The sequence below is a fragment of the Vagococcus sp. WN89Y genome (assembly GCF_052220145.1).
In the GTDB taxonomy this organism is placed as follows: Bacteria; Pseudomonadota; Gammaproteobacteria; order Enterobacterales; family Enterobacteriaceae; genus Kosakonia.
The window spans coordinates 150,657-171,838 of sequence record NZ_JBQPOM010000022.1 but is presented as its reverse complement, the minus strand read 5'-3'; the positions used below and the strand labels follow the sequence as shown (position 1 = coordinate 171,838).

Below are 21,182 nucleotides of genomic sequence, written 5' to 3'. Positions count from 1 at the left end.
GATGAGAGTGAAATCCCTGTTACTGGTGATGCTGATACCTGTACTGGTACAGGCTGCAGACCAGAACACGACCGGGACGGACGCGTCCCGCACGGATACGTCGCAGCATACACAGAGCGCCACGCAGTCGCTGCAACAGCAGGCCGACCGATGGGGACTGAGTGAGGAGGACTGGGGACGTTATCAGGAACTGATGGAGGGACCCCGCGGGATACAGTCGCCGGGTCTGGACCCGCTGACAGCACTGGGAATTGAGGCGCGGACCCCGGCTGAGCGCCGGGCGTATGCCGAAAAGTGGGTGAAGGAAGAGTATGCCCGCACGGAGAAGGAGCTGGCTTTTCAGCGGGAGGTTGATGCGGCATGGCAGCGTCTTTATCCCGGAAAGCTGCCGGTCAGTATGGGCGATACCGGTGTTCTGACCGGAGACACCGGAGGCAGACTGGCGTTGTTTGTGAAGGCGAAGGACTGTGCGTCCTGTGATGTCCGCCTGAGTAAGGTGCTGGCATCCGGTAAGCCGGTGGATATTTACCTGGTGGACAGTCAGGGGAAAGACGGGCTGCTTCGTCAGTGGGCACGGGAGCACAACATACCGCCGGAGAAGGTCCGCAGCCGGCATATCACCCTGAACCATGATGCGGGGCGCTGGCTGCGTTTTGGTGAGGGACAGATGCCGGTGGTACTGCAGCAGGGGGCGGACGGATGGCGCGTGGCTGCATTCTGACCGTTCTGCTGATGCTGGCAGGCAGTGGCATGTGTCAGGCTGTTGCGCAGACCATTCCGGACGGGTATGTGCAGGTGGCCCGCGCACACGGTATTCCGGCAGAAGTGCTGTATGCCGTCTCCCTGACAGAGACCGCCATGGCGCCCGGTGATATGGCCGGTGTTATGCAGTATTCCCGCCGCGACGGGTGTCTTCCGGATGTCTCCCGCCCCTGGCCCTGGACAATCAACGTGGCCGGAAAGGGGTACCGTTATGCCAGTCGCCTGGAGGCCTGGCAGGCACTGCAGGTGTTTCTGAAACGTTATCCGGCCAGACGCATCGATGTCGGAATAGCGCAGGTCAATCTGGGGTGGAATGGTCATCGTTTCCCGTCAACATGGGCGGCCTTTGACCCGTACACCAGTCTTGAGACGGCGGCGGTCATTCTGCAGGAGTGCCGTCAGCGCCATCCCGACAGCTGGCTGAAGACAGCCGGTTGTTATCACCATCCTGCCGGTGGAAAGCCGGCCGCCCGTTACACCACCGTGGTCAGACGTCATCTGGACCGGCTGCATGCAAAAGGTATGACGCCACAGCAGACCGCCATGCTGGCACCGGCTGCGGATTATATCTGGACAGAGCCCTGGAGGCGTGAATGAACAGACTGAGACTGATTACTTTTTATTTTCCTGTATGGCTTCTGTTTTCAGCGAGCGTCAGTGCTGAACTGACGGTGATTGCTGACCTGGGCGGCAGGGATGCTGCTTCTTTTTTTGAGGGTATCAACCGGCAGGCACCGGCTTCTGCACCGGTTGTTTCACCACCGCCTCTTCTGCAGGGGGAAGCGGCGATGCTGCCGGTCAGCACACCTGAAATGTCACCCGGCGAGGTGACACCACGCCCGCTTCAGCTACCGGGCATCGGTGCACTTTTCCTTGTGGGGGATGATGCGTATTCCCGCGAGTGGCTGCAGAAAAATGCGGCTGTGCTCCGGGCGCGACATGCCGCCGGAATGGTGGTGAATGTGGCTGATGAAAACGGCCTGCGCACGCTGCGTGAACTGGCCCCCGGCGTGGCGATGGCACCGGCATCCGGTTCTGCGCTGGCCCGCCGGTTACAGCTGAAGTCTTACCCGGTACTGATAACGGACAACGGGCTGTCACAGGAGGTGGTGCCATGATGCAGGCACCTGTGATAACCGCAGCCCTGCTGGTCAGCCCGGTGCTGATGGCCTGTCTGACGTTCTGCCTGCTGACCGTGTTGCTGATGCTCATTCTGCGGGAATGGCGACGGAAACGGGGATGCGTCCGGCTTCGTCGCCATCAGCGTTATCGCGCCACCGCCGTCCGGGTACTGGCCAGACTGAAGACACTGCCGGGGGATGCCCATCGCCTGAAGTATCTGCGCAAAATCAATCCGTATGTCTTCGAAGAGCTACTGTTACTGGCCCTGGCGCAGCAGGGAATGACGGTTATTCACAATCCCTGCTACAGCGGTGATGGCGGTCTGGACGGACAGGTGATGATTAACGGTGAGCGCTGGCTGATACAGGCAAAGCGCTACGGACGGACCATCCGCCCGGCACATATTGATGCCTTCGGGGAACTGCTGCGCCGGGAGGGGGCCGGGGGTTTTTTATTCATACCGGTCGTACGGGGGCGGCCAGCAGGGCCAGGCTGACGCTGTGGCCGGATATTGAACTGGTCAGCGGGCAGCGTCTGCTGAAACTGCTGAACGGAACATTACTGACAGATGAACTTACCAGGGGGGAGCGGAAATGATGACGGTAAAACGGATGTTTATGCTTTTATTCAGGATAGTGATTGTCTGGCCATCCGTGCTGACGGGATGCCTGATGATGCTGTATTTCGTTGAGGTTGCCAGCGGAGGTGTGACGGGGCTGGCGCAGCGTTATGAGGCGGAGTCAGCACGGTGGCGTGATGCACCGGAAGGGACGGTGATGATGCCCCGGTGCCCGTCGCGTCCCTTTGTGACGCCGGTGACAACCGGGGAGTGGCGTGCACAGTCCGCCACTGATTCAGAATGCCTCCGGTCACCGCGCTCTTTCAGGCAGGCTGCAGAGGCAGATTTTCAGTCACTGCACATACTGGCGCTGACACTGCTGCTGGCATCAGTGGTTCTGGAAGGCATTTCGGCCGGCATGTTGCGCCGGAAAAACGCATCCGTACCGGTATCACCACACTGTGGATGTGGCCGGGGCCGTGGTGCGGTTGCACACTGGCCTGACCATGATAATGATGCAATTCCGCAGAAGGGAGGTCAGGTATGACGGCTTCACTGCTGGCCCGTGTGCAGGCAAATATTCCTGTCTGGGCAAATGAACAACTGGCTGCATGGGATGCCGCAGAGTTTGCGGCAATGTCGGATTTTATTACGGAACACTACTGGACGGGACAGGGCAGTATCAATGTGTACCGCATTGTGGGGACTGACCATCCACAGTATGCCGGAATGACCTGGCTGGAGCTGCTGGAGCGCGGTAAACGCATGGACATCAATATCCCGTTACTCGAAAAGAATCCGGGATATTACACGCAGGCAGAGCAACAGCATGCCGGGATGAGTTTTGTCAGCACGGATGGCATTCACTGGTATGTCAGTGCTGACGGTAATCACCGCAGCTGTCTGGCCCGCTTTCTGTTTCACCTGCAGGGGGAGGGGCGCACACAGCTTCACAATGTGGCCCAGAGTGTTTATCACACGGACCGGGAGTTCCGGTCTGCCTGTCGGGAGATTCACAACCTGACAGAACCGTTGTCCCGGCATGGGGTGTATCTTCGTCTGCAGACCCGGCGGCAGTGTGTTTCCCGCGAAGACCTGGCCTGCTGGAAAGTGGACCGTTTCAGCACAGAAGCCCTGCTGACAGTGGATGATGTGCGTGCAGGCGGACATGACGGGCCACCGGTGTATAAGGCATTACTGCTGAATGCGGCAGACGCATGGCGGGAGGTGATAGTGTTACAGCGCAGACTGGAGACACTGTCAGCGTCACCGGAGAACGATTTGCCGCGCTCATGGTGGCGGCGTCTTTTACAGAGAGGTACCCGGTCATGAGTAACCGTTATGTGATTGAGGCCCTACTGCGACCGGCGGTGGAGCTGAACACTGCCGTGGTGGCGGCAACGGCGGCCTGTGTCTGTGTGACAGCGCCCTGGGCGGTGGCGCTCGCGCCGTCGGTCAGTTATGCCACTGCTGCCGGTTTTGGTGTTCTGGCAGCGGTCCGTTTTCGCCAGGGAATGAAGGTCATCCGCTACCGTCGCAATCTGCGGCGTCTGCCCCGTTATGTGATGAGTACCCGGCAGATACCCGTGAGCCGTCAGCGCCTTTTTCTGGGGCGGGGATTTCGCTGGACACAGAAACACACCCAGCGCCTTCAGGATACGCTGCGCCCGGAGGTGGCCAGGTACCTTCAGCCCGGCTGGCTGTACCGGATGGCCCGTCAGCTTGAGCTGAAAACGGAGCATACCGTCCCCCGCCTGGGCGCACTTTTGCGTCAGGACTCTCCGCTGAATCCGGTACGCCCCCTGCCGCCGGTGGGCGGGAATCCGGCCCTGCATGGTATTGAACCGGATGAACAGGATGTGACGCTGGCGCTGGGAGAGCGGGTGGGACACACCATTGTTTATGGTACCACCCGTGTCGGTAAAACCCGGCTGGCAGAGCTGCTGGTCACACAGGATATCCGCCGGGGAGAGGTCACCATTGTCTTTGACCCCAAAGGGGATGCTGACCTGTTGCTGCGTGTCCGGGCAGAAGCACACCGTGCCGGCAGGGGCGATGAGCTTTATATCTTTCATCTGGGCTGGCCGGAAATCTCTGCGCGTTATAACGCAGTGGGGCGTTTTGGCCGGGTGTCGGAAGTGGCCACCCGTGTGGCGGGACAGTTGTCCGGTGAAGGTAACAGTGCGGCCTTCCGCGAGTTTGCCTGGCGTTTTGTCAATATCATTGCCCGCGCCCTGGTGGCGCTGGGAGAACGCCCGGATTACACGCTGATTATGCGCTATGTGAACAATATTGCAGACCTCTATATTCGCTATGCCGGAAAGGTGGTCAGTGAACAGATGCCGGAACTGGAAAGCGCCATTCTGAATAACATGAATGTGCTGGGTGAGGAGGATGTGCCCCGGAGCATGCAGAATCAGCCGGATGCCCTGCGTATCTGGGCCACTGAAGTGGCGCTCAGTAGTGAAACCGGGAAAAAACTGTATGACCCGGTGCTTGATGGTCTGCGCAGTGCCGTACGTTATGACCGGACCTATTTCGATAAAATCGTGGCCTCCCTGCTGCCGCTGCTGGAGAAGCTGACCACCGGAAGAATGGCAGAGCTGCTGGCACCGGACTACCTGGATATGAGTGATACCCGTCCCGTGTTTGACTGGGAACAGGTGATACGTAAAAAGGCCGTGGTGTATATCGGTCTTGATGCGCTCAGTGACAGTGAGGTGGCCAGTGCCGTGGGAAACTCCATGTTTGCAGACCTGGTGAGTGTGGCCGGACATATCTACAAACACGGTATGAATGCCGGATTGCCCGGTGCCGGGGAGAGTAAAAATGTGGTCAACCTGCACTGTGATGAATTCAACGAACTGATGGGCGATGAATTTATTCCGCTCATCAACAAGGGCGGCGGTGCCGGTATGCAGGTGACGGCGTATACCCAGACGTCTTCGGATATTGAAGCCCGCATCGGTAATGCGGCTAAAACTGCCCAGGTACAGGGTAACTTCAATAACATGATTATGTTGCGCGTCAGGGAGAACCGGACGGCAGAGCTGCTGACCAGTCAGCTGCCTCAGGTGGAGATTTACACCAAAACACTGGTGTCGGGGCATCAGGATACCGCCGATGTGACGTCCGGTCAGGATTTCACCTCCAGCACCCAGGACCGCGTCGGTACAGTAAAGGTACCCTTACTGGAGCCGGCGGATATCGTCACCCTGCCAAAGGGGCAGGCATTTGCCCTGCTGGAAGGCGGACAATTGTGGAAAATCCGGATGCCGCTGCCGGCACCGGATAAGGACGATGCGCTGATGCCGGAGAGCATTGCAAAAGTGGCTGAGGCCATGCGGCGTAATTACCACACCGGAGAGGGGTGGTGGCATGAAGCCCCGGCCGTGAATGTGCCGGAAGGAGACGGACATGGCTGATTCCCGTCGTGATGTGAACCGTCCTGACGCCGCACAACCGCCACGCCGGCACGGTTTGCTGTATAACCTGCTGTGGGGGTGGCCGTGGACACTGGCCGGGATGGTGCTCTCCTCCCTGTTGCTGAGCCTGCTGATTGAGTACGTGGGTATTGCATTTTTCTGGCCTGAACAGGGCGCGAAGCACAGTGAAGCGGTCATGAGCACCGAGCTGGGCTGGTTATCCTCGGAATTTACCCGCAGTCTGCTGCTGTCCGCGCCGTCAGTTACGGTGATGAAGTGGGTGTCCACGGCGTACCAGTGGCTGTTTGTGGACAGCGGATTTATGGCCTGGATGAAGCAGGGAGCTTCGGTCGATAACCGTGTGATACAGGAGGCGGATACCCTGGGCCGCTGGCTGGCGCATTACCTGCATGATTACCTGATGGCCACGGTATATGTGACGGTGGTGACGCTGGTCCGGGTGACGATTCTGGTGCTGTCAGCCCCTCTGTTTGTGATGGTGGCTCTGGTGGCTGTGGTGGAAGGTCTGGGAAGACGTGACCTGCGCCGGTACGGTGCGGCATATGAATCCAGCTTTGTTTATCACCATGCCAGAAAGTCCATTAAACCGGCGATATACATTCCCTGCATTCTTTATCTGTCCTGGCCGACAGCAGTGTACCCGAACCTGCTGATATGGCCGGCGGCCATGCTGCTGGGTGTGGCCATCACCGTAACCATGGCGTCCTTCAAGAAGTATTTATAACCCACAGACGCTGGACAGCCCGACACAAAACGTGTTTTGTGCCGGGCTGTCAGCAGACAAGCCACGTAATAGCTCTCATCGCGCGTCAGCGGAAAACGCCGGGTGTCAGTTCACTGATGTGAGAAACGGACGGAAGACTGTCACTGTCAGTACAGGGATGACAATAACGTTCAGTACAATAACGATCCAGTTGATGGTCTGTATGACGTAACATGCCCACAGAGGGTAATGGGGTTCTTCCAGACGGAGGTAATTGAGAAATACAAACCAGAAGGCGCAAAAAAATAACCAGCCCAGGAGTAGGGGCAGAAACAGATGTTCAGGCATATTCTCTCCTTTTGAATGGGTATGCAGATTAACTGCCCCGCACCAATACCTGCAGGAAAACAGGCAGTGTGATGAGAAAAAAAACGGTGATACATTGCATGATGGTCCAGCACCACGGAGGAAAACGGAGTTCTGCAACTTTGATGAAGCAGTAAAACAGGAGCCAGAAGGCAAGTGCGCCAGCATATATCTTCGGTGTAAGCTCAGTCATGATTCCGCCTTTATTAATGTTACAAATGAGAACAGCGTAATTTCTGAGCGTTGTTCCCGACAGTGTTAATTCATTCACGTCACGATGAAATTATCCCCCGGTGTAAATCCTTTTTTTGCCAGTCCGGATGTCGGTGCAAATGTGTGAGTTTGCCAGCCAACACCATCAGAATCCTTGCTCAGCGCCGGAAAATCTTCCGGTGTTCAGCCATGCTGCTTTTCCCGTAAAAATTTTCAGTTCTGTAAACAGAGTTTATTGCTGACCTGCCTCCCTGCCTTACGCATCCTGTACGCACCGTTTAACTCTGAAGGAGGTGCGTATGCGTTCTTTTCCGGCATCAGCCTGTCGTGTCGGCCGTCGGGCCGGTGCCGCGGGGATGCTGTTTCTTTTCACTCTTGCCATACCCGTTCAGGCGGCTGAACAGGATGAACTGGCCACCGCCATGCGCCAGCTTGACCAGGTGCAGGCGGCGCTGGAGCGGGCCCGGCTGGCCGCTGTGCAGTCCGGCGCGTCTGAGCCATCCCGTTACTTCTTTGATTATCCCCGGGCGCGTGCCGATCTGGAGACCATTCGTGATGGCATTGACCGCTATCTCACGCCTTCCCGGGCCCAGCCCCGCACAACGTCAGCCGTGAACGGGCACTACCGGCGGGAGCGTCCCTGATGGGCATGTCTGCCGTGCAGTCTTCCGCTTTTAAAGCGGCATCCGGGGAAATGGATATCAGTACCCTGCATCTGCTGTCACTCGGGCTGCTTTTTGCCGTGCTGTTTCTCTGGGCGGCCTGGGCGCTGCTGGATGTCTGGGCGGGCTGGAGTAACGAGAAAGTCCGCAGCGCAATGCTGGGGCGCTTTTTTATCCGGCTGGCTCTACTGCTGGTTCTCAGTATCTGGATGTTTGCCAGCTGAGGTGAGTTGTTATCTGAATCATGATTATGAGGATTTTGTCTGTATGAAGTGGTGTTTTCGTTTTCTGAAACATGCTGTTTTTCTGCTGCACACAATGCTGTTACGCCTGTGGCAGGCCGTGTTCTCACTGTGTCTGTTGCTCTGGATGAGTATGCAGCCGGCTCTGGCTGACCTGCCCACCATGGAGCCCCCGTCTTCCGGCGGTGGCAGCGGTCTGTTCGGGCAGATTAAAGGATATTCCCAGGACGGCGTGGTGCTGGGGGGCCTGATTATCTCTGCCATCGGCTTTATTGTCGTTGCGAATGCGGCGATTTCCACGTTCGCAGAAGTGCAGGACGGCAAAAAAGGCTGGAGCCAGTTTGGTGCCATCGTGGTGGTGGGGGTGATCCTGCTGGTTGCGGTGATCTGGCTGCTGACCAAATCGGCTTCCATCATTCTGTAAGGAACGCCGCCCATGCAGACCATTCATTTTTTACCCGATCGCCTTAACGTGGAGCCGGCTGTGTTCCGGGGCTTTACCACGCCAGAGCTGGGGCTGGCTGCACTGAGTGGTGCCGGTCTCGGCCTGCTCTGGCCGTTACCGCTGCTTCCGCTGGCAGGCTGGGTGATTATCCCGACCGGGATGATGGTCACGCCGTTGCTGCTGATCTGGTTTGGGGGAAGCTGGATCACCCGGATGAAGCGTGGCAAGCCGGATAACTGGCTCTGGCAGCGGCTGGAGGAGAAAAAGTGTCGTGCCGGTATGGGTCGTTCATCACTGATTATGGTGGCGCAGGGCTGGTCCCTGCGCCGTTCCCGGCCGGTAAGGAGAGTTTTATGAGTCGTTTTCGTCATGCCCTTCAGGACAGAGACCAGCATATCCGCAGCCTGCGCATTATCAGTGCCGTGCTGGCAGGATTTCTGTTGCTGGCCTGTCTCGGCTGGATGACTGCCCCCAGCCGTCTGACCATTCATAACCCGCCGGATTTACGTTCCGGCAGTACCCGTCCGTGGTGGGAAGTGCCTCCGTCAACAGTTTACTCCTTTGCCTTTTATATCTTCCAGCAGCTGAATGCCTGGCCGAAGAACGGTGAGGTGGATTACCCGGCTAAAATTCATGCCCTGTCAGCCTATCTGACGCCGTCATGCCGTGAACTGATGGAGAGCGATGCCCGCCGTCGTAAGGATGCGGGGGAACTGCTCGACCGTGTGCGCGTGGTGTATGAAATTCCTGAACACGGGTACGGTGGCCGCTACAACAAAAATCCGGTCACTGTACAGGGCCGGGATAACTGGCTGGTACGTCTGGACCTGGTGGCGGATGAGTATTTTCATGCCGAGCCGGTCAAACGTGCGCTGGTGCGTTATCCCCTGAAAGTGGTGCGTTGGGAGGGAGACCCGGAGCATAACCCTTTCGGGATGGCGCTTGACTGCTACAGCAGCACACCACAACGGCTGGAAGCCGCGCCGGCTGCCGGAGGGACACAGTGATAAAGGGCAACGTTTGTCGTCTGATTAGGGGGAGTCTGATTGCGCTGCCGTTACTGATACCCCCGTTTGCGCTGCATGCTGACGAACTGATGAAGTGGGAGCGTATTCCGTTATCCGTACCACTGAAGGTGGGGCAGGAGCGGGTGATTTTTGCGGACAAAAATGTGCGGGTGGGATTCCCGCCGGCACTGAACGGTAAGCTGCGGGTACAGAGTACCGGTGGTGCCGTGTACCTGAAGGCGGACAGTGCCTTTCCACAGACACGGCTGCAGTTGCAGGATGTGGAGACCGGGGAAATGATTCTGCTCGATGTCACCGCCGGTGAACAGGGACCTTCTGAGCCGGTACGTATTGTGTATGACGGTGAGGTCAGCACGGTCAGTCAGGCGACTGACCTGATGAAACCGGCGTCCTCATCCGGCAAAACATCCGCCGGTCAGTCGCGGGTACCGGGACAGGCTGACGGCACGCAGGCCCGTCGTCAGCCGGTTCGTTACAGCGCGCCCCTGCCGGTGCTGCTGACCCGTTACGCCGCCCAGTCCCTGTATGCCCCGCTCAGGACTCTGGAGGCGGTGCCGGGTGTTCACACGGTCAGTCATCACCTGCCCGGGCGCATCACCACCCTGTATCCGTCAGAGCCGCTGACCGTCACGCCACTGGCGGCATGGGGAGCCGGTGGGCGCACGGTGGTGGCACTGAAGCTCACCAGTACGGTCAGCCGTAAGGTGGTGCTGGACCCCAGGGCACTGCAGGGAAACTTTGTGACCGCCACGTTCCAGCACCGCTGGCTGGGGGCCGCCGGCACACCGGAGGACACCACAACACTGTATCTGGTGACAGAGGGCAGACCGGACAGGGCGTTTATCGCAGAGCCAGTCCGGCGTAATGCCACTGCAGTACGTAAGGCCGGGGGCAGCGCCCGCAGGGAGGTGAGCCGTGCAGATTAAATCCAACACGCTGGTCAAATTTGTGGTGCCCGTTGTGGTGGTGGGCGGGGTATTCATCGGGCTTAAAGGCTGTGGTGATTCCGCGTCGTCATCAGACCCGTCAGCACAGCAGACACAGGTTCCGGGGGCTCTGTCTCAGGAGGAGCTGAAGGCGCTGGGTGTTGAGGGTGACACGCCGGAGGACACCCTGCGCACGCTTATCGGGCGTCTCAATCAGGTACGTGAACGTCAGCAGACGCTGGACGAACAGAACAGCAAACTGCTGAAGGAGAATGAACAACTGCGCAAACGCGGCACGGATGTGTCTGGTCAGTTGAACGATGCCGTGGCCGGGCTGCAGAAAAGTTATGAGGAGAAGCAGCGCCAGTTGCAGAACGAGCAGAACACCCTGATGGCAAAGGTGCAGTCCCTGACGGAACAGCTGTCACAACAGGGGCACTCCGGTAAGGCGGATGCGAACAGCAGTACCGACAGCGATATTCCCCTCGGGCTGGGGCTTGACGGACTGAGTGGTTCTCCGGGAAGCACGGTGTCACAGGGGGCCGATGGCCTGATGTGGGTGACGCCGGCTGACCAGTCACAGCCTGACCCACGGGATGTGGCAGGGGGCAAAAGTGGTCCCCGTTTCCCCTCCTCCTTTCTGGATGATAACCCGCTGACCCGCCAGAAGGCAGCGTATGAACAGCAGGTTAAGGGATACAGTAACGAGAAACAACAGGCCACCACACAGGCCGTCTACACCCTGCCGGAAAATGCCACCCTGGTCGGGAGCCGGGCAATGACGGCCCTGCTGGGGCGGGTGCCGTTTAACGGCACGGTGACAGACCCTTATCCGTTCAAGGTGCTTATCGGTAAGGACAACCTGACCGCCAACGGCATTGAACTGCCGGATGTGGAAGGGGCCGTGGTGTCCGGTACCGCCAGTGGTGACTGGACGCTCTCCTGTGTGCGGGGACAGGTGAACAGTATCACCTTTGTGTTTGCTGACGGGCGGGTTCGCACGCTGCCGGCACCGGATGTGAACGGCACCACCAACAGCAACCAGAATACGAAGAACGGGAATAACACCGGCGGCATTGGCTGGATTTCGGATGAGGATGGCATTCCGTGTATCAGTGGCACCCGTAAATCCAATGCTGCCACATACCTGCCCACCATTTTTGGTCTGTCTGCCGCAGGGGCGGCTGGTGAGGCCCTGAGTCAGGGGCAGTACACCACGCAGAATAACGTCAACGGCCTTTCTTCCACGCTGACCGGCAGTGCCGGGGAGGCGGCACTGGGTAAGGCAATTTCCGGCGGAATGAATGAGACAGCAGAGTGGGTGAAGCAGCGTTACGGGCAGACGTTTGATGCCATTTATGTGCCACCGGGAAAAAGGCTGGCCGTTCACATCACCCGCCAGCTGGCGATTGATTACGAAGACCAGGGCCGTAAGGTGCGTTATGACTTCACCCTGCCGGGAGAGGCGGACGCACAGGGTGGTCTGGACTGAGGGAGTAAACCGTGAAGCATTTTTTTTCTGTAATGACCCTGATTACCGTCACGCTGACATTGTCCGGCTGTGCGACATCAAAAGAGGAACTGCTGCCCGCCGGTGACCAGACGATGCTGGAAATCTGGCAGAGGCAGGCGGACAGTGGAAGTGCACGTTATGCTGCTGCATCCCGCGACACGCTGCGCCGCCCACTGACAGAAACGGAACAGCAGTACGCTGCGCAGACAGACCTCAGTTACAGCCGGACACAGGAGAGTGAAATCAGTCAGCAGTTTCCACGCCTGCCTAACCCGGACATGGTGATGTATGTCTTTCCGCACCTTGCGGACGGGAATTCACCGGTACCGGGATACAGCACGGTGTTTTCGTTTTACAGCCAGACGCAGTATGCGATGCCTGGTGAACGCACCGCGGCGTTCTGACGGGCAGGATGAGTATGGTGATTGTGCCGGGAGCTGCACGATACCGGTGGTTTAACAACGCATTTTAAGGGGGAACGCTGAAAGACTGTTATGTCAGACAGGCGGGATGCGTTCGTATCAACCAGATGGTTTTTCCATTGTTTAAAAAGAAAGTGAAGATGGCAGCGTCTACAGAGACGGCTGCGTCAGCAGAGTGCACTCATCAGGCTGGAGCCGGTGACGACAGTATCCCTCGTAACCTGCCCCGTCCCGGGCGTATGACCCGCCAGGCGGAGGCAAAGATTTACCATGCGGGCCCGTCCATTATTGATTTTCTGCCCTGGGTGGAATACCTGGATGAGGAACAGTGCCTGCTGCTGGATGATGGTGTGTCGGTCGGGGCGGTATATGAGGTGACACCGGCTGCCACAGAAGGGCGCACGGCGGAACGTCTGGAACAAATCCGTGACACGGTGGAGGATGCCCTGCAGGACAGCTTTGATGAATACGACAGCCACCCCTGGGTGGTGCAGTTCTTCTGTCAGGATGAAAATGATGTGGATGCGTACCTTGACCATCTGAAAGGGTATGTGAAGCCCCATGCGCAGCGTACGGCCTTTACGGAAGCCTGGCTGGAAGAGATGGAACGTCATCTGCGGGGGATCGCCCGTCCGGAAGGACTCTTCACGGACACGCTGGTTACCGGGCAGCTCTGGCGTGGTCAGCAGCGACGGACCCGGATGGTGGTGTACCGCCGTATCGGGAAAAACAACCATGATCCGATGCCGCCGGTGGCGATGCTGAATCAGGTGTGTGAACGCGTGGTGGGGGCACTGGGTGGTGCTGGCGTGCGCTGCACCCGCATGAACGGTCTGCAGGTTCATGGCTGGCTGCTCAGGCTGTTCAATCCCCGTCCGGAGTGGGTGGACAGGGATACGCTGTACCGTCTGGCCTCCCGGGCAGAGCCGCAGGAGGGAATGATGCCGGTGATGGCCGATTTTGCGGAAACCCTCTGGTTCACGCCGCCGGTGTCTGATCCGGAAAACGGCGTGTGGTGGCTGGACGGACTTCCGCACACCGCCGTGGTGGTGGAGAAACTGCGTACGCCACCGGAGCCCGGCACACTGACCGGTGAGAAGGGGCGGGGTGAAAAGACAGTGAATGCCCTGATGGATACCTTTCCCGAAGGCACTCTGCTGTGCATGACCATTGTGGTACAGCCGCAGGACACACTGGAAGAGCGTTTCACCCGCCTGTCAAAAAATGCGGTCGGGGAAAACACGGAGTCAATCCGGGCCCGTCAGGATGTGGCAACAGTGAAGGAATATCTGGGGAACCGCCACAAGCTCTACCGGGCCGGGATCAGCTTTCTGTTACGGGCAGAGAATATGGACAGCCTGAAGCATAAGCGGGTGGCCCTGAACACAGCTTTGCTGGGGGCCGGTCTGCATCCGGTGCGTCCGGAGTTTGATGTGGGGCCGCTGAACAGCTGGCTGCGCGCGCTGCCCATGTGTTTTGACCCGGATACGGACAGGAAGCAGTGGTACACGCGTCTGATGTGGGTGCAGCATCTGGCGGGGCTCCTGCCGGTGACCGGGCGGGAGACGGGCACCGGTCATCCCGGGTTCAGCTTCTTTAACCGGGGAGGGGATGTGCTGACCTTTGATCCGCTGAATAAACTGGATCGCACCCAGAACGCACATCTGCTGCTGTTTGGTCCGACCGGTGCAGGAAAGTCTGCCACGCTGTGTGCTGTACTCTCCCAGATGATGGCGGTGCACCGTCCCCGGTTATTTATTGCCGAAGCCGGAAACTCATTCGGGTTGCTGGCCGATTATTTTGAGAGTCTCGGGCTGAGCGTCAACAAAATCAGCGTGAAACCGGGTACCGGCGTCAGCCTGCCTCCGTTTGCGGATGCGTATAAACTGGTTGAGGAAGGGCAGGTTCTGCAGGATGTGGATGAGCAGGCGCTGCCAGAGATTGATGAGGGGGATGAAGAGGAGGATCAGCGCGATATTCTGGGTGAAATGGAAATCTCTGCCCGCATGATGATCACCGGGGGAGATCCGAAGGAAGAGGCTGCACTCAAGCGGGCGGACAGGGCGATGATCCGCGAAGCCCTGCTGATGTCCACACACGCCACGTACCGGGAGGGGCGCCAGATGCTGCCAGCGGATTTGCAGTCGGCACTGTGGGAAATCTCCCGGGACAGTCAGCGAAATGAACTCCGGCGGATGAAAGCGGCAGAGATGGCGGAAGCGCTGGGGATGTTCACCCAGCCGGGCAGCTTTGAGGCGGAGCTGTTTAACCGGGAAGGGGCGCTGTGGCCGGAAGCGGATGTGACGCTGGTTGACCTGGGGCATCTGGCCCGTGAAGGGTATGAAGCGCAGATGGCGCTGACCATGGTGTCGATGACGAACATGATTAACAACATTGCGGAGCGCGATCAGTATCTGGGGCGGGATATCCTGTTTGTTGTGGATGAGGCACACATTGTGACGGCAAATCCGTTACTGGCGCCGTACAAAACCAAGGTGGTGAAAATGTGGCGCAAGCTGGGTGCCTGGCTGTGGCTGGCCACGCAGAACCTGAAGGACTATCCGGATGTCGCCGAGAAGATGCTGAATATGGCCGAGTGGTGGGTGTGTCTGACCATGCCGCCGGAGGAGGTGAATAACATTGCCCGCTTTAAGGCCCTGACGGAAGAGCAGAAGGCGGTACTGCTGTCAGCCAGCAAACTGTCGGGGTGTTACACGGAAGGGGTGGTACTGGCGAAGAAGGTGGAGGCGCTGTTCCGGGTGGTCCCACCGAGTATTTACTTGGCGCTGGGGATGACGGAGAAGGAGGAGAAGGCGGAGCGCCGGACATTAATGAAAGCACATCAGTGCAGCGAGCTGGAGGCGGCCTTCCTGGTTGCCCGGAAACTGGACCGCCTGCGTGGGCTGAGTGACGGGGAGGTAAGGGGATGATGATACTGAAATACCCGATGCTGAGCCTGAGCACAGAAACTGCAAAACCGTTACCGGGGCTGTTCTGTGTGGAGGTGCAGGGCGCGGCCAGCCTGACAGCGGATGACCATGCACAGCTTATGATACTGCTGGATCATATCCGGCAGCGGCTGACCGCGCCGGTCAGGATGACCTGCCATCCGCACCGCGTGGGATTCAGCAACAGTGTGGCACTTCACCTGGAGGGAGCTTCAGGCGGGCAGGTGGATATTCTGCTGACGGTGAGTGGTCAGTCAGGCTGGCCTGCAGAGAGTGATTACGCGCATCCCCGCTGGTACCTGACGGTACCGGATACGGTGGATGCGTTTTATCTGGTGCTGTGGCTGAATACACAGCTGATGAAAAAATCTGAAAAATAATCCGGGATATTAGACGATGGATAACTTTCATTATTATCAGAGGGCAGACACTTTTGTTATGCATTCCACTTTTACCAATACCCACGTTTTCCTTTTTACCGTGCTCCAGTGCGGTGTGTTATATCTGAAACTGAAATTTTCAGAAAAATTCTGAAACCTTTTCGCGGGGTTGAAATTAGCCGAAAGCTCCGGGCAATATCTCATCGGTTGTGTGTTGTTTCATTGGCTTTCCATTATTCAGGATAATTTGCCTGCAGGAATGGCGGGCTTTTTTAGTATGCCATCGCATGAGTCATTACCGCTCCGCTGACTTTTTTTCGCGCTTACGTCACTGGTGATGGCTCAGTCGATGGTGTATTACAGGCATCAGAGAAGGAATGATGACAGCGCGTTATAAAATTACTGCAACGGCAACCAGCCCCGGCAATCTGCCGGTCAAATGGATCCGTTATTCAAAAAGCAAAATGACCCGGGTAGAGCGTTAGAAGATATTTTTCATCCCGAAGGAGGACGGGCGCTCCTCTGGCGATACAGTCAGGGTGGAGGATTTTAGCTGTGAACTGCGCCCCCCGGAGCTGGTTGAATAGTGGTAATAAACAGGCACTGTCTGCAGGGCTGAGATGTGGTGACAGAGCCTGTGTAATAACCTGAAGGTATCAGGGGTTTGTTGTCATCAACTGATGCACAACTTCAGCAAATTCCTTTCCGTAGCCTTCGGTGGAACCGTCTTTAATGCCGTTGTTTTTAATGTGGTACTTACCGTTGACATAAAAAGACGGCGTTCCGGTAAGACCAAATTCTTCAGCGGCCTTCTCCTGGCGTGCGGTCAGCGTTTTCACCATAAAGCTGTTTCTGGCAGCATCAAATTCGCTGGCATCAACGCCGGCCTGAACAAATACGGCTTTGATGTCATCTTCGCTTTTTACCGAACGGTGTTTCAGTACGGCTTCAAACAGCGGTCCTTCCACTTTATCTTCCACGCCAAGGGCTTTGGCAATGGACCAGGCTTGAGTGAGTTGCTTTCCCATCGCCCCCATAAAACTGGCGTGATATTTTTCAACTTTCACACCTTCCGGCAATATTATTTCAATATTTTTACTGACCTGGTAGGGACTGTAGAAGCTGTTGCATGCCGGGCAATAGAACGAGAAAAATTCCACAACAGGCGGAGCCTCTTTTACCTGGCGGTCCAGTCTTGTGTATTGTTTGCCTTCAGCCAGGGTGACGGATGCCTGTCCGGACTGACTCACAGTGAAAAACAGGGATAAGGCCAGCAGGGCGCTGGTTGTTAATTTTGCAGGTATCAATGTCATGTTTACAGGTTATACAATCAGATACAGAACAATGGCGGCGAGTCTGCTGACGGTCTGTACTTCAGTAAACAGCGTCCCGCTGCCCCTTCATTTTGCCACTTACTGATACAGGTGGCAGAGAGTTATAATACATCAAAGTTTATTTAATAGGGCTATTTGTCTGACACAGAAAATCCGCTGACGATGCGGGCAATAAAGACCAGTGAGTATATATAGCCTGTGAGAATGACCAGAATGGTGGCATTACGGGCTGGCCAGCTGACGGCCACAATATCGCCATATCCTACCGTCAGGATGCTGATGAAAGAATAATAAAAGAGTTCATTCATCATCTGCAGCTCGTCATGCGACAGGCCCCGGAACGCGCCAGGCATATGGCTTTCTATCGCAGAAAACATAAAGAATCCCATATATCCAATAAGCAGAAAACCACTCAGCGCAGCGCAGACGGACTCTGTGTTTATCCGGGCAGAGAAAATCACCTGGCGGAACACAATCACGGACAGGATAAGGAAAAAGACCAGATAACTCCCGTAGTACAGCAGTGTCATGGCGCTGACTGTGTGCAACCAGTGTGTGGTGGCAAAAATTATCAGCAACACAATAAGTGAAATGACCTGATGGCGGCGTTGCAGCAGATTAACGCCTGCAGCAATCTGTAATACGTCGTTCAGATTGTACCCTGTAGCGTTCAGAGGAAACAGATTGAGAAAGAAGGTGCTCAGCAGTGCAGCGAGAAGAAAAGCGAATTTGTGTTGTTTCATGATCATTAACATAAAGGAAGTATCTCCGTCTTTCAGATACCACAGAGCATAATAAAAATGGATTCTGTCGGGAAAGCCTGAGAAATTTTCAGTTTCCGGTTTTGAATTTATTGATGATCTCACTTCCGGTTCTGCGCACGCTGTCAGGCAAGTATTGTCTAACGGAGTCATTCTATGCACCGGATGTTATTTTGTACTCTTCTGTCTTTACCGGCGATAGTCTTTGCCGGAACCACTCTTTACACTGATTCGGCACACCTGCCGGTTAATCTGCCTCCTGACGTGCATGTCGTGTTGCTCGACGGGCCACAGCAGCTGCAGGACACTTTTTTTGGCCCGTTACCGGCTGACCCTGAAGCGGCTGAGGCTGTTGTTCGTGCGCACATGCAGTCTTCTGAATGGCACTCTGTGCAGGCTGACCTTGCAGAACGTTACCGCCAGGTGACCTATGCCTGGGCGCTGGGGCTTAAGAAATATCCTGCGGTGGTGTTCGATGACCGGAAGGTGGTGTATGGCACCACGGATGTGACACAGGCTAAATGGCTCCGGGACCAGGGAGGTCAGCCATGACGGGCGTGTGTGTACGACGTTGTGCCGGTGCACTTTTGCTGTGGACAGCGGCTGTTTCCGTGGCTGACGCCTCCCTGAATACGGCACAGATAGTCGCTGGTGCGGTCTCTCAGAGCTGCATCAGCTGGCGGGTCAGTGGTGTTTGCTACTGGCTGTACTGTACGCCCTTCGGCTGTAAGGTCCGGACGTCCGTAAAGGTCTCACATTTTATTCCTGAAGCGGTGGTTTCCACCTATACCGCACCGGGCGGTAATCCCTGGCGGGAGATGGCACTGGTCAGTCAGACATCTGGTGGCGTGGAAAACGTTATCAGCAACGGGATTGCCGGACTGTCTGCCGGCGGGGGAAATCCGGCTGATATGAAGTTGCCGGGGCAACGTAAATCCGCCATCCGTTTCAAATACGCGGATGCCCTGGGGCATCCGGCCACGTTGCTTATCGGGGGCAGTATTCCCGGGTATTCGTGCGAGTCTGCCGCCATACCACTGATGCCTTATTTTCTCAGTACGCTGGACAGTCTTGCCTGGCGCACCGGCATGCCCGAATCCCTCTGGCCCGAAGCAATGATACCCGGCAGACGGGAGCTGGGGAGCCAGCGTAATGCGGACATGTGGGGAAATATCTACCCCCGTTCCGGTTTTATCAGTCAGACCGATGATGACAAAGCATCTGCCCTGATTGCCCAGCGGGTGGCGGATATTATCACCCGCACCGGTGAACCCCACGTCTATCAGTCACTGAAAGGCCGAAAAAAAGATGGCTACTGGCCACCGGAAGCGGTGGAAGAAAACACCGGTACCCGTAATCACAAGTGGCAGCGCCTGACCCCTTCCGTTTCTTCATCCTGTGCCGTGTTCCCGGATGGCAGCCATGTTGCACCGGAGGACGCTAATGCCTCTTTTGCCTTGTGGCGCCCGTACAGCTGCTGCCAGAAACGGGGCCAGAAATTCCTGGGCAGTACGAATTTTTAGAGGAAAACAACTCATGAAGCATAAACCACAACTGACAAACGTCGTGGCACTGGCAGTTATGCTGGCCTGCAGCACAATGGCCGGTGCGACGGAGAATGAACGCGGTACGTTCGGTCTCTCCCTGCCACAGGTGAATGACAGTGCCATCGGATACGGAAAGTCCATTGACGGCGCCATCTCGGACAAGCTGTTTTACACCCTTGGCGGTGGGTCAGTGATATCGCAGCCGGCGACCCGGAGCAATATGAAGAAGCTCGGCGTGGACGTTGGCTGGAGCAGCAACCTGATGTGCGGCAACTTTGACCTGAAAACCACGGTGGGTAACCAGCTGAACGGGGTGACGGACGGTTTTAAAAACCTGATGGGGGATGTGATACAGGGGGCGACGGGTGTGGTGGCCAGCCTGCCGGCGATGGTTATCCAGAGGGCCAATCCGGGTCTGTATGACGCCCTGACCAACGGTGTGCTGCAGGCGAATGTGGCGTTTGACAAGGCTCAGCTGAACTGCCAGAACATGGCGAAGCGCATGATGGAGTTCTCGGACAGCAGCAAGTGGACACAGGCTGCGATGCTGGATGAGTACAAAAAAATCGTGAACACAGGGGATGGTGATGCCATCCGGGGGGATGATGCCGGTCGTAAGGCCACCGGAAAAGAAGGCCGGAAATGGATTGGTGGGCAGGCCCGTGGTGGTGCAGGGCAGCCAGCTATTCGTCCCACTCATGATCTGGCCGCGGCGGGTTTTAACATGATGAACAACCTGCCGGTCACCAGTACATCAACGGTCGGTGCCGCCAGCTGTACCGGAAGTATCTGCAGTAAGTTCAGCAACGCTGAAGAGGCGGCAAAGGCGGTGGTGAAAGTTCTGGGCGATCGTTCCATGCGGACCTGTGGGAATGCAGCGGAATGTACCAGCGGGGATGAAGACCAACAGCCGGGGGGAGCGGTTGCCGGGACCGGATTTACCCCGATGCTGGAAGAGGCCGTAAAAGTAAATACAGAACAATTGGTGAAGCTAGTCAATGGTACCGAAAAACCGACAGCAACAAATCTGGCAAAACTCCGGTCCGGTAGTCTGACCGTAACGGCCGGGGTTATTAAGGCCCTGCAGCGGGATCAGGATAATGCTGCGCTGACCGGACGCCTGGCCGGTGAACTGGCAATGGCAGATACAGTGGAGACAGCGCTGCTGATGCGCAGAATGATTATAACAGGGATGTCGGAGCCGTATGCCGCAGCGCAGGATGCCGCGGTTGAAGAAGGAGAACGCCGTATTGAGGCACTGGACCGGGAGATTATGGCGCTGAAAAACGAGATGGAGCTGAAGCGTGAACTGGCCCGTAACAGTGTGCTGACCATTATTGAACGGGATAACGAGCGAGTGGGGAACAATCCGATGATCCAGCCGGCAGATAATGTCGACAGCCGTATGCATACGCTGGAGGCCCCCGATGAGGAGTAAGGTGATGAGTGGGAATACGGGAGCAGGAATGCGCGGCCAGCTAAAAAGGAAGGGGAAGATGCTTATACTGTATCTGCTGCTACTGGCAGGTATCATCGTGTTTTCTTTGTGGCTGGCGAATACAGGTATTCGCCATGCCGGGGGTTTTGCTGCCCTGCGTGAATGGATGTATGAGACTCGTTATGACTGGCTGATCTGGCGTCTGTGTGTCTACTGTGCACTCGGATGGTGGGGATGGAAAATCTGGCATGCCCCGGGTTTCAGACCGGAATACCGGGCTCCTTTTCTTCGTATGGCCACAGTCAGTGTTTTGTTTGTTCTTTTGTGTGAATACTCCATTTTTGCTGGGCCGGGGCGTTGATGCG

At 56.9% G+C, this 21,182-nt stretch carries 26 protein-coding genes; 23 read left to right on the top strand and 3 right to left on the bottom strand.

Annotated elements, in window-relative coordinates:
• Window position 1 precedes the first annotated feature (1 nt).
• The 8 genes from ACTU3N_RS08010 to ACTU3N_RS07975 all read left to right on the top strand — a co-directional run bounded on the left by ACTU3N_RS08010 (window position 2) and on the right by ACTU3N_RS07975 (window position 6,613).
• On the top strand, window positions 2-721 hold the full coding sequence (locus ACTU3N_RS08010; RefSeq protein ID WP_443085601.1) for a TIGR03759 family integrating conjugative element protein: 720 nt from the start codon (window positions 2-4) through the stop codon (window positions 719-721).
• Window positions 700-1,359, top strand: a complete 660-nt coding sequence (locus ACTU3N_RS08005; RefSeq protein ID WP_443085600.1) for a hypothetical protein — start codon at window positions 700-702, stop codon at window positions 1,357-1,359. Before ACTU3N_RS08010 ends, ACTU3N_RS08005 begins: the two co-directional genes overlap by 22 nt.
• Window positions 1,356-1,880 (top strand): integrating conjugative element protein, encoded by a 525-nt coding sequence (locus tag ACTU3N_RS08000; RefSeq protein ID WP_443085599.1) that lies wholly within the window; start codon window positions 1,356-1,358, stop codon window positions 1,878-1,880. The genes ACTU3N_RS08005 and ACTU3N_RS08000 overlap by 4 nt, the downstream gene beginning before the upstream one ends.
• The gene (locus ACTU3N_RS07995; protein WP_443085598.1) at window positions 1,877-2,380 is read left to right on the top strand and encodes a restriction endonuclease; all 504 of its coding nucleotides are present in this window, start codon (window positions 1,877-1,879) and stop codon (window positions 2,378-2,380) included. Before ACTU3N_RS08000 ends, ACTU3N_RS07995 begins: the two co-directional genes overlap by 4 nt.
• 97 nt (window positions 2,381-2,477) lie before the next feature.
• A complete protein-coding gene (locus tag ACTU3N_RS07990; RefSeq protein WP_443085597.1) occupies window positions 2,478-2,990 on the top strand; it encodes a hypothetical protein in 513 nt (170 codons plus the stop codon).
• On the top strand, window positions 2,987-3,775 hold the full coding sequence (locus ACTU3N_RS07985) for a hypothetical protein (RefSeq protein WP_443085596.1): 789 nt from the start codon (window positions 2,987-2,989) through the stop codon (window positions 3,773-3,775). The genes ACTU3N_RS07990 and ACTU3N_RS07985 overlap by 4 nt, the downstream gene beginning before the upstream one ends.
• A complete protein-coding gene (gene traD, locus ACTU3N_RS07980) occupies window positions 3,772-5,868 on the top strand; it encodes a type IV conjugative transfer system coupling protein TraD (RefSeq protein ID WP_443085595.1) in 2,097 nt (698 codons plus the stop codon). Before ACTU3N_RS07985 ends, traD begins: the two co-directional genes overlap by 4 nt.
• Window positions 5,861-6,613 (top strand): TIGR03747 family integrating conjugative element membrane protein, encoded by a 753-nt coding sequence (locus tag ACTU3N_RS07975; protein WP_443085594.1) that lies wholly within the window; start codon window positions 5,861-5,863, stop codon window positions 6,611-6,613. Before traD ends, ACTU3N_RS07975 begins: the two co-directional genes overlap by 8 nt.
• A 355-nt stretch (window positions 6,614-6,968) precedes the next feature.
• Here ACTU3N_RS07975 and ACTU3N_RS07970 read toward each other — a convergent pair whose 3' ends face one another.
• Window positions 6,969-7,151 (bottom strand): hypothetical protein, encoded by a 183-nt coding sequence (locus ACTU3N_RS07970; RefSeq protein WP_443085593.1) that lies wholly within the window; start codon window positions 7,149-7,151, stop codon window positions 6,969-6,971.
• Window positions 7,152-7,470: 319 nt separating this feature from the next.
• Between ACTU3N_RS07970 and ACTU3N_RS07965 the strand changes: the two genes are divergently transcribed.
• The 11 genes from ACTU3N_RS07965 (at window position 7,471) to ACTU3N_RS07915 (ending at window position 16,222) form a co-directional block, all read left to right on the top strand.
• On the top strand, window positions 7,471-7,815 hold the full coding sequence (locus ACTU3N_RS07965) for an integrative conjugative element protein, RAQPRD family (protein ID WP_443085592.1): 345 nt from the start codon (window positions 7,471-7,473) through the stop codon (window positions 7,813-7,815).
• A complete protein-coding gene (locus ACTU3N_RS07960; RefSeq protein ID WP_021555953.1) occupies window positions 7,815-8,057 on the top strand; it encodes a TIGR03758 family integrating conjugative element protein in 243 nt (80 codons plus the stop codon). The genes ACTU3N_RS07965 and ACTU3N_RS07960 overlap by 1 nt, the downstream gene beginning before the upstream one ends.
• Before the next feature lie 43 nt (window positions 8,058-8,100).
• Window positions 8,101-8,499: a TIGR03745 family integrating conjugative element membrane protein gene (locus tag ACTU3N_RS07955; protein WP_443085591.1), complete on the top strand. Its 399-nt coding sequence runs from the start codon at window positions 8,101-8,103 to the stop codon at window positions 8,497-8,499.
• A 12-nt stretch (window positions 8,500-8,511) separates the two neighbouring features.
• Window positions 8,512-8,877: a TIGR03750 family conjugal transfer protein gene (locus tag ACTU3N_RS07950; protein WP_443085590.1), complete on the top strand. Its 366-nt coding sequence runs from the start codon at window positions 8,512-8,514 to the stop codon at window positions 8,875-8,877.
• Window positions 8,874-9,527 (top strand): TIGR03746 family integrating conjugative element protein, encoded by a 654-nt coding sequence (locus ACTU3N_RS07945; RefSeq protein ID WP_443085589.1) that lies wholly within the window; start codon window positions 8,874-8,876, stop codon window positions 9,525-9,527. The genes ACTU3N_RS07950 and ACTU3N_RS07945 overlap by 4 nt, the downstream gene beginning before the upstream one ends.
• Complete coding sequence (locus tag ACTU3N_RS07940) at window positions 9,524-10,474, top strand: TIGR03749 family integrating conjugative element protein (RefSeq protein WP_443085588.1); 951 nt, start codon at window positions 9,524-9,526, stop codon at window positions 10,472-10,474. The genes ACTU3N_RS07945 and ACTU3N_RS07940 overlap by 4 nt, the downstream gene beginning before the upstream one ends.
• Complete coding sequence (locus ACTU3N_RS07935; RefSeq protein WP_443085587.1) at window positions 10,464-11,966, top strand: TIGR03752 family integrating conjugative element protein; 1,503 nt, start codon at window positions 10,464-10,466, stop codon at window positions 11,964-11,966. Before ACTU3N_RS07940 ends, ACTU3N_RS07935 begins: the two co-directional genes overlap by 11 nt.
• An 11-nt stretch (window positions 11,967-11,977) precedes the next feature.
• Entirely contained in the window at window positions 11,978-12,391 is a 414-nt protein-coding gene (locus ACTU3N_RS07930) for a TIGR03751 family conjugal transfer lipoprotein (RefSeq protein ID WP_443085586.1), read from the top strand.
• A 158-nt stretch (window positions 12,392-12,549) separates the two neighbouring features.
• On the top strand, window positions 12,550-15,339 hold the full coding sequence (locus tag ACTU3N_RS07925) for a conjugative transfer ATPase (RefSeq protein WP_443085585.1): 2,790 nt from the start codon (window positions 12,550-12,552) through the stop codon (window positions 15,337-15,339).
• Window positions 15,336-15,737, top strand: coding sequence for a hypothetical protein (locus ACTU3N_RS07920; protein WP_443085584.1), 402 nt, complete (start codon window positions 15,336-15,338; stop codon window positions 15,735-15,737). The genes ACTU3N_RS07925 and ACTU3N_RS07920 overlap by 4 nt, the downstream gene beginning before the upstream one ends.
• Window positions 15,738-16,114: 377 nt before the next feature.
• Window positions 16,115-16,222: a DUF1187 family protein gene (locus ACTU3N_RS07915; protein ID WP_443085583.1), complete on the top strand. Its 108-nt coding sequence runs from the start codon at window positions 16,115-16,117 to the stop codon at window positions 16,220-16,222.
• A 171-nt stretch (window positions 16,223-16,393) separates the two neighbouring features.
• On the opposite strand, the gene ACTU3N_RS07910 is transcribed toward ACTU3N_RS07915, so the two are convergent.
• Together ACTU3N_RS07910 and ACTU3N_RS07905 are read right to left on the bottom strand one after the other, a co-directional pair.
• The gene (locus ACTU3N_RS07910; protein ID WP_443085582.1) at window positions 16,394-17,044 is read right to left on the bottom strand and encodes a DsbA family protein; all 651 of its coding nucleotides are present in this window, start codon (window positions 17,042-17,044) and stop codon (window positions 16,394-16,396) included.
• A 158-nt stretch (window positions 17,045-17,202) separates the two neighbouring features.
• The gene (locus tag ACTU3N_RS07905; protein WP_443085581.1) at window positions 17,203-17,826 is read right to left on the bottom strand and encodes an ion channel; all 624 of its coding nucleotides are present in this window, start codon (window positions 17,824-17,826) and stop codon (window positions 17,203-17,205) included.
• 162 nt (window positions 17,827-17,988) lie between these two features.
• Between ACTU3N_RS07905 and ACTU3N_RS07900 the strand changes: the two genes are divergently transcribed.
• From ACTU3N_RS07900 to ACTU3N_RS07885, 4 genes are read left to right on the top strand one after another with little or no spacing between them, the layout of a single operon-like run.
• Window positions 17,989-18,384, top strand: a complete 396-nt coding sequence (locus ACTU3N_RS07900; RefSeq protein ID WP_443085580.1) for a TIGR03757 family integrating conjugative element protein — start codon at window positions 17,989-17,991, stop codon at window positions 18,382-18,384.
• Complete coding sequence (locus ACTU3N_RS07895; RefSeq protein WP_443085579.1) at window positions 18,381-19,355, top strand: TIGR03756 family integrating conjugative element protein; 975 nt, start codon at window positions 18,381-18,383, stop codon at window positions 19,353-19,355. Before ACTU3N_RS07900 ends, ACTU3N_RS07895 begins: the two co-directional genes overlap by 4 nt.
• A 13-nt stretch (window positions 19,356-19,368) precedes the next feature.
• A complete protein-coding gene (locus tag ACTU3N_RS07890) occupies window positions 19,369-20,817 on the top strand; it encodes an integrating conjugative element protein (RefSeq protein ID WP_443085578.1) in 1,449 nt (482 codons plus the stop codon).
• A 4-nt stretch (window positions 20,818-20,821) separates the two neighbouring features.
• Window positions 20,822-21,178 carry a hypothetical protein gene (locus ACTU3N_RS07885; RefSeq protein WP_443085577.1) on the top strand — a complete coding sequence of 119 codons (357 nt, stop codon included), beginning with the start codon at window positions 20,822-20,824 and terminating at the stop codon, window positions 21,176-21,178.
• Window positions 21,179-21,182 lie beyond the last annotated feature (4 nt).

What these genes read in the sequence shown, in the direction of transcription:
- ACTU3N_RS08010 (WP_443085601.1), top strand. Translation starts at nt 2, where the DNA reads ATGAGAGTGAAATCCCTGTTACTGGTGATGCTGATACCTGTACTGGTA.
- ACTU3N_RS08005 (WP_443085600.1), top strand. Translation starts at nt 700, where the DNA reads ATGGCGCGTGGCTGCATTCTGACCGTTCTGCTGATGCTGGCAGGCAGT.
- ACTU3N_RS08000 (WP_443085599.1), top strand. Translation starts at nt 1,356, where the DNA reads ATGAACAGACTGAGACTGATTACTTTTTATTTTCCTGTATGGCTTCTG.
- ACTU3N_RS07995 (WP_443085598.1), top strand. Translation starts at nt 1,877, where the DNA reads ATGATGCAGGCACCTGTGATAACCGCAGCCCTGCTGGTCAGCCCGGTG.
- ACTU3N_RS07990 (WP_443085597.1), top strand. Translation starts at nt 2,478, where the DNA reads ATGATGACGGTAAAACGGATGTTTATGCTTTTATTCAGGATAGTGATT.
- ACTU3N_RS07985 (WP_443085596.1), top strand. Translation starts at nt 2,987, where the DNA reads ATGACGGCTTCACTGCTGGCCCGTGTGCAGGCAAATATTCCTGTCTGG.
- traD (WP_443085595.1), top strand. Translation starts at nt 3,772, where the DNA reads ATGAGTAACCGTTATGTGATTGAGGCCCTACTGCGACCGGCGGTGGAG.
- ACTU3N_RS07975 (WP_443085594.1), top strand. Translation starts at nt 5,861, where the DNA reads ATGGCTGATTCCCGTCGTGATGTGAACCGTCCTGACGCCGCACAACCG.
- ACTU3N_RS07970 (WP_443085593.1), bottom strand. Translation starts at nt 7,151, where the DNA reads ATGACTGAGCTTACACCGAAGATATATGCTGGCGCACTTGCCTTCTGG.
- ACTU3N_RS07965 (WP_443085592.1), top strand. Translation starts at nt 7,471, where the DNA reads ATGCGTTCTTTTCCGGCATCAGCCTGTCGTGTCGGCCGTCGGGCCGGT.
- ACTU3N_RS07960 (WP_021555953.1), top strand. Translation starts at nt 7,815, where the DNA reads ATGGGCATGTCTGCCGTGCAGTCTTCCGCTTTTAAAGCGGCATCCGGG.
- ACTU3N_RS07955 (WP_443085591.1), top strand. Translation starts at nt 8,101, where the DNA reads ATGAAGTGGTGTTTTCGTTTTCTGAAACATGCTGTTTTTCTGCTGCAC.
- ACTU3N_RS07950 (WP_443085590.1), top strand. Translation starts at nt 8,512, where the DNA reads ATGCAGACCATTCATTTTTTACCCGATCGCCTTAACGTGGAGCCGGCT.
- ACTU3N_RS07945 (WP_443085589.1), top strand. Translation starts at nt 8,874, where the DNA reads ATGAGTCGTTTTCGTCATGCCCTTCAGGACAGAGACCAGCATATCCGC.
- ACTU3N_RS07925 (WP_443085585.1), top strand. Translation starts at nt 12,550, where the DNA reads ATGGCAGCGTCTACAGAGACGGCTGCGTCAGCAGAGTGCACTCATCAG.
- ACTU3N_RS07920 (WP_443085584.1), top strand. Translation starts at nt 15,336, where the DNA reads ATGATGATACTGAAATACCCGATGCTGAGCCTGAGCACAGAAACTGCA.
- ACTU3N_RS07915 (WP_443085583.1), top strand. Translation starts at nt 16,115, where the DNA reads ATGATGACAGCGCGTTATAAAATTACTGCAACGGCAACCAGCCCCGGC.
- ACTU3N_RS07905 (WP_443085581.1), bottom strand. Translation starts at nt 17,826, where the DNA reads ATGTTAATGATCATGAAACAACACAAATTCGCTTTTCTTCTCGCTGCA.
- ACTU3N_RS07900 (WP_443085580.1), top strand. Translation starts at nt 17,989, where the DNA reads ATGCACCGGATGTTATTTTGTACTCTTCTGTCTTTACCGGCGATAGTC.
- ACTU3N_RS07895 (WP_443085579.1), top strand. Translation starts at nt 18,381, where the DNA reads ATGACGGGCGTGTGTGTACGACGTTGTGCCGGTGCACTTTTGCTGTGG.
- ACTU3N_RS07890 (WP_443085578.1), top strand. Translation starts at nt 19,369, where the DNA reads ATGAAGCATAAACCACAACTGACAAACGTCGTGGCACTGGCAGTTATG.
- ACTU3N_RS07885 (WP_443085577.1), top strand. Translation starts at nt 20,822, where the DNA reads ATGAGTGGGAATACGGGAGCAGGAATGCGCGGCCAGCTAAAAAGGAAG.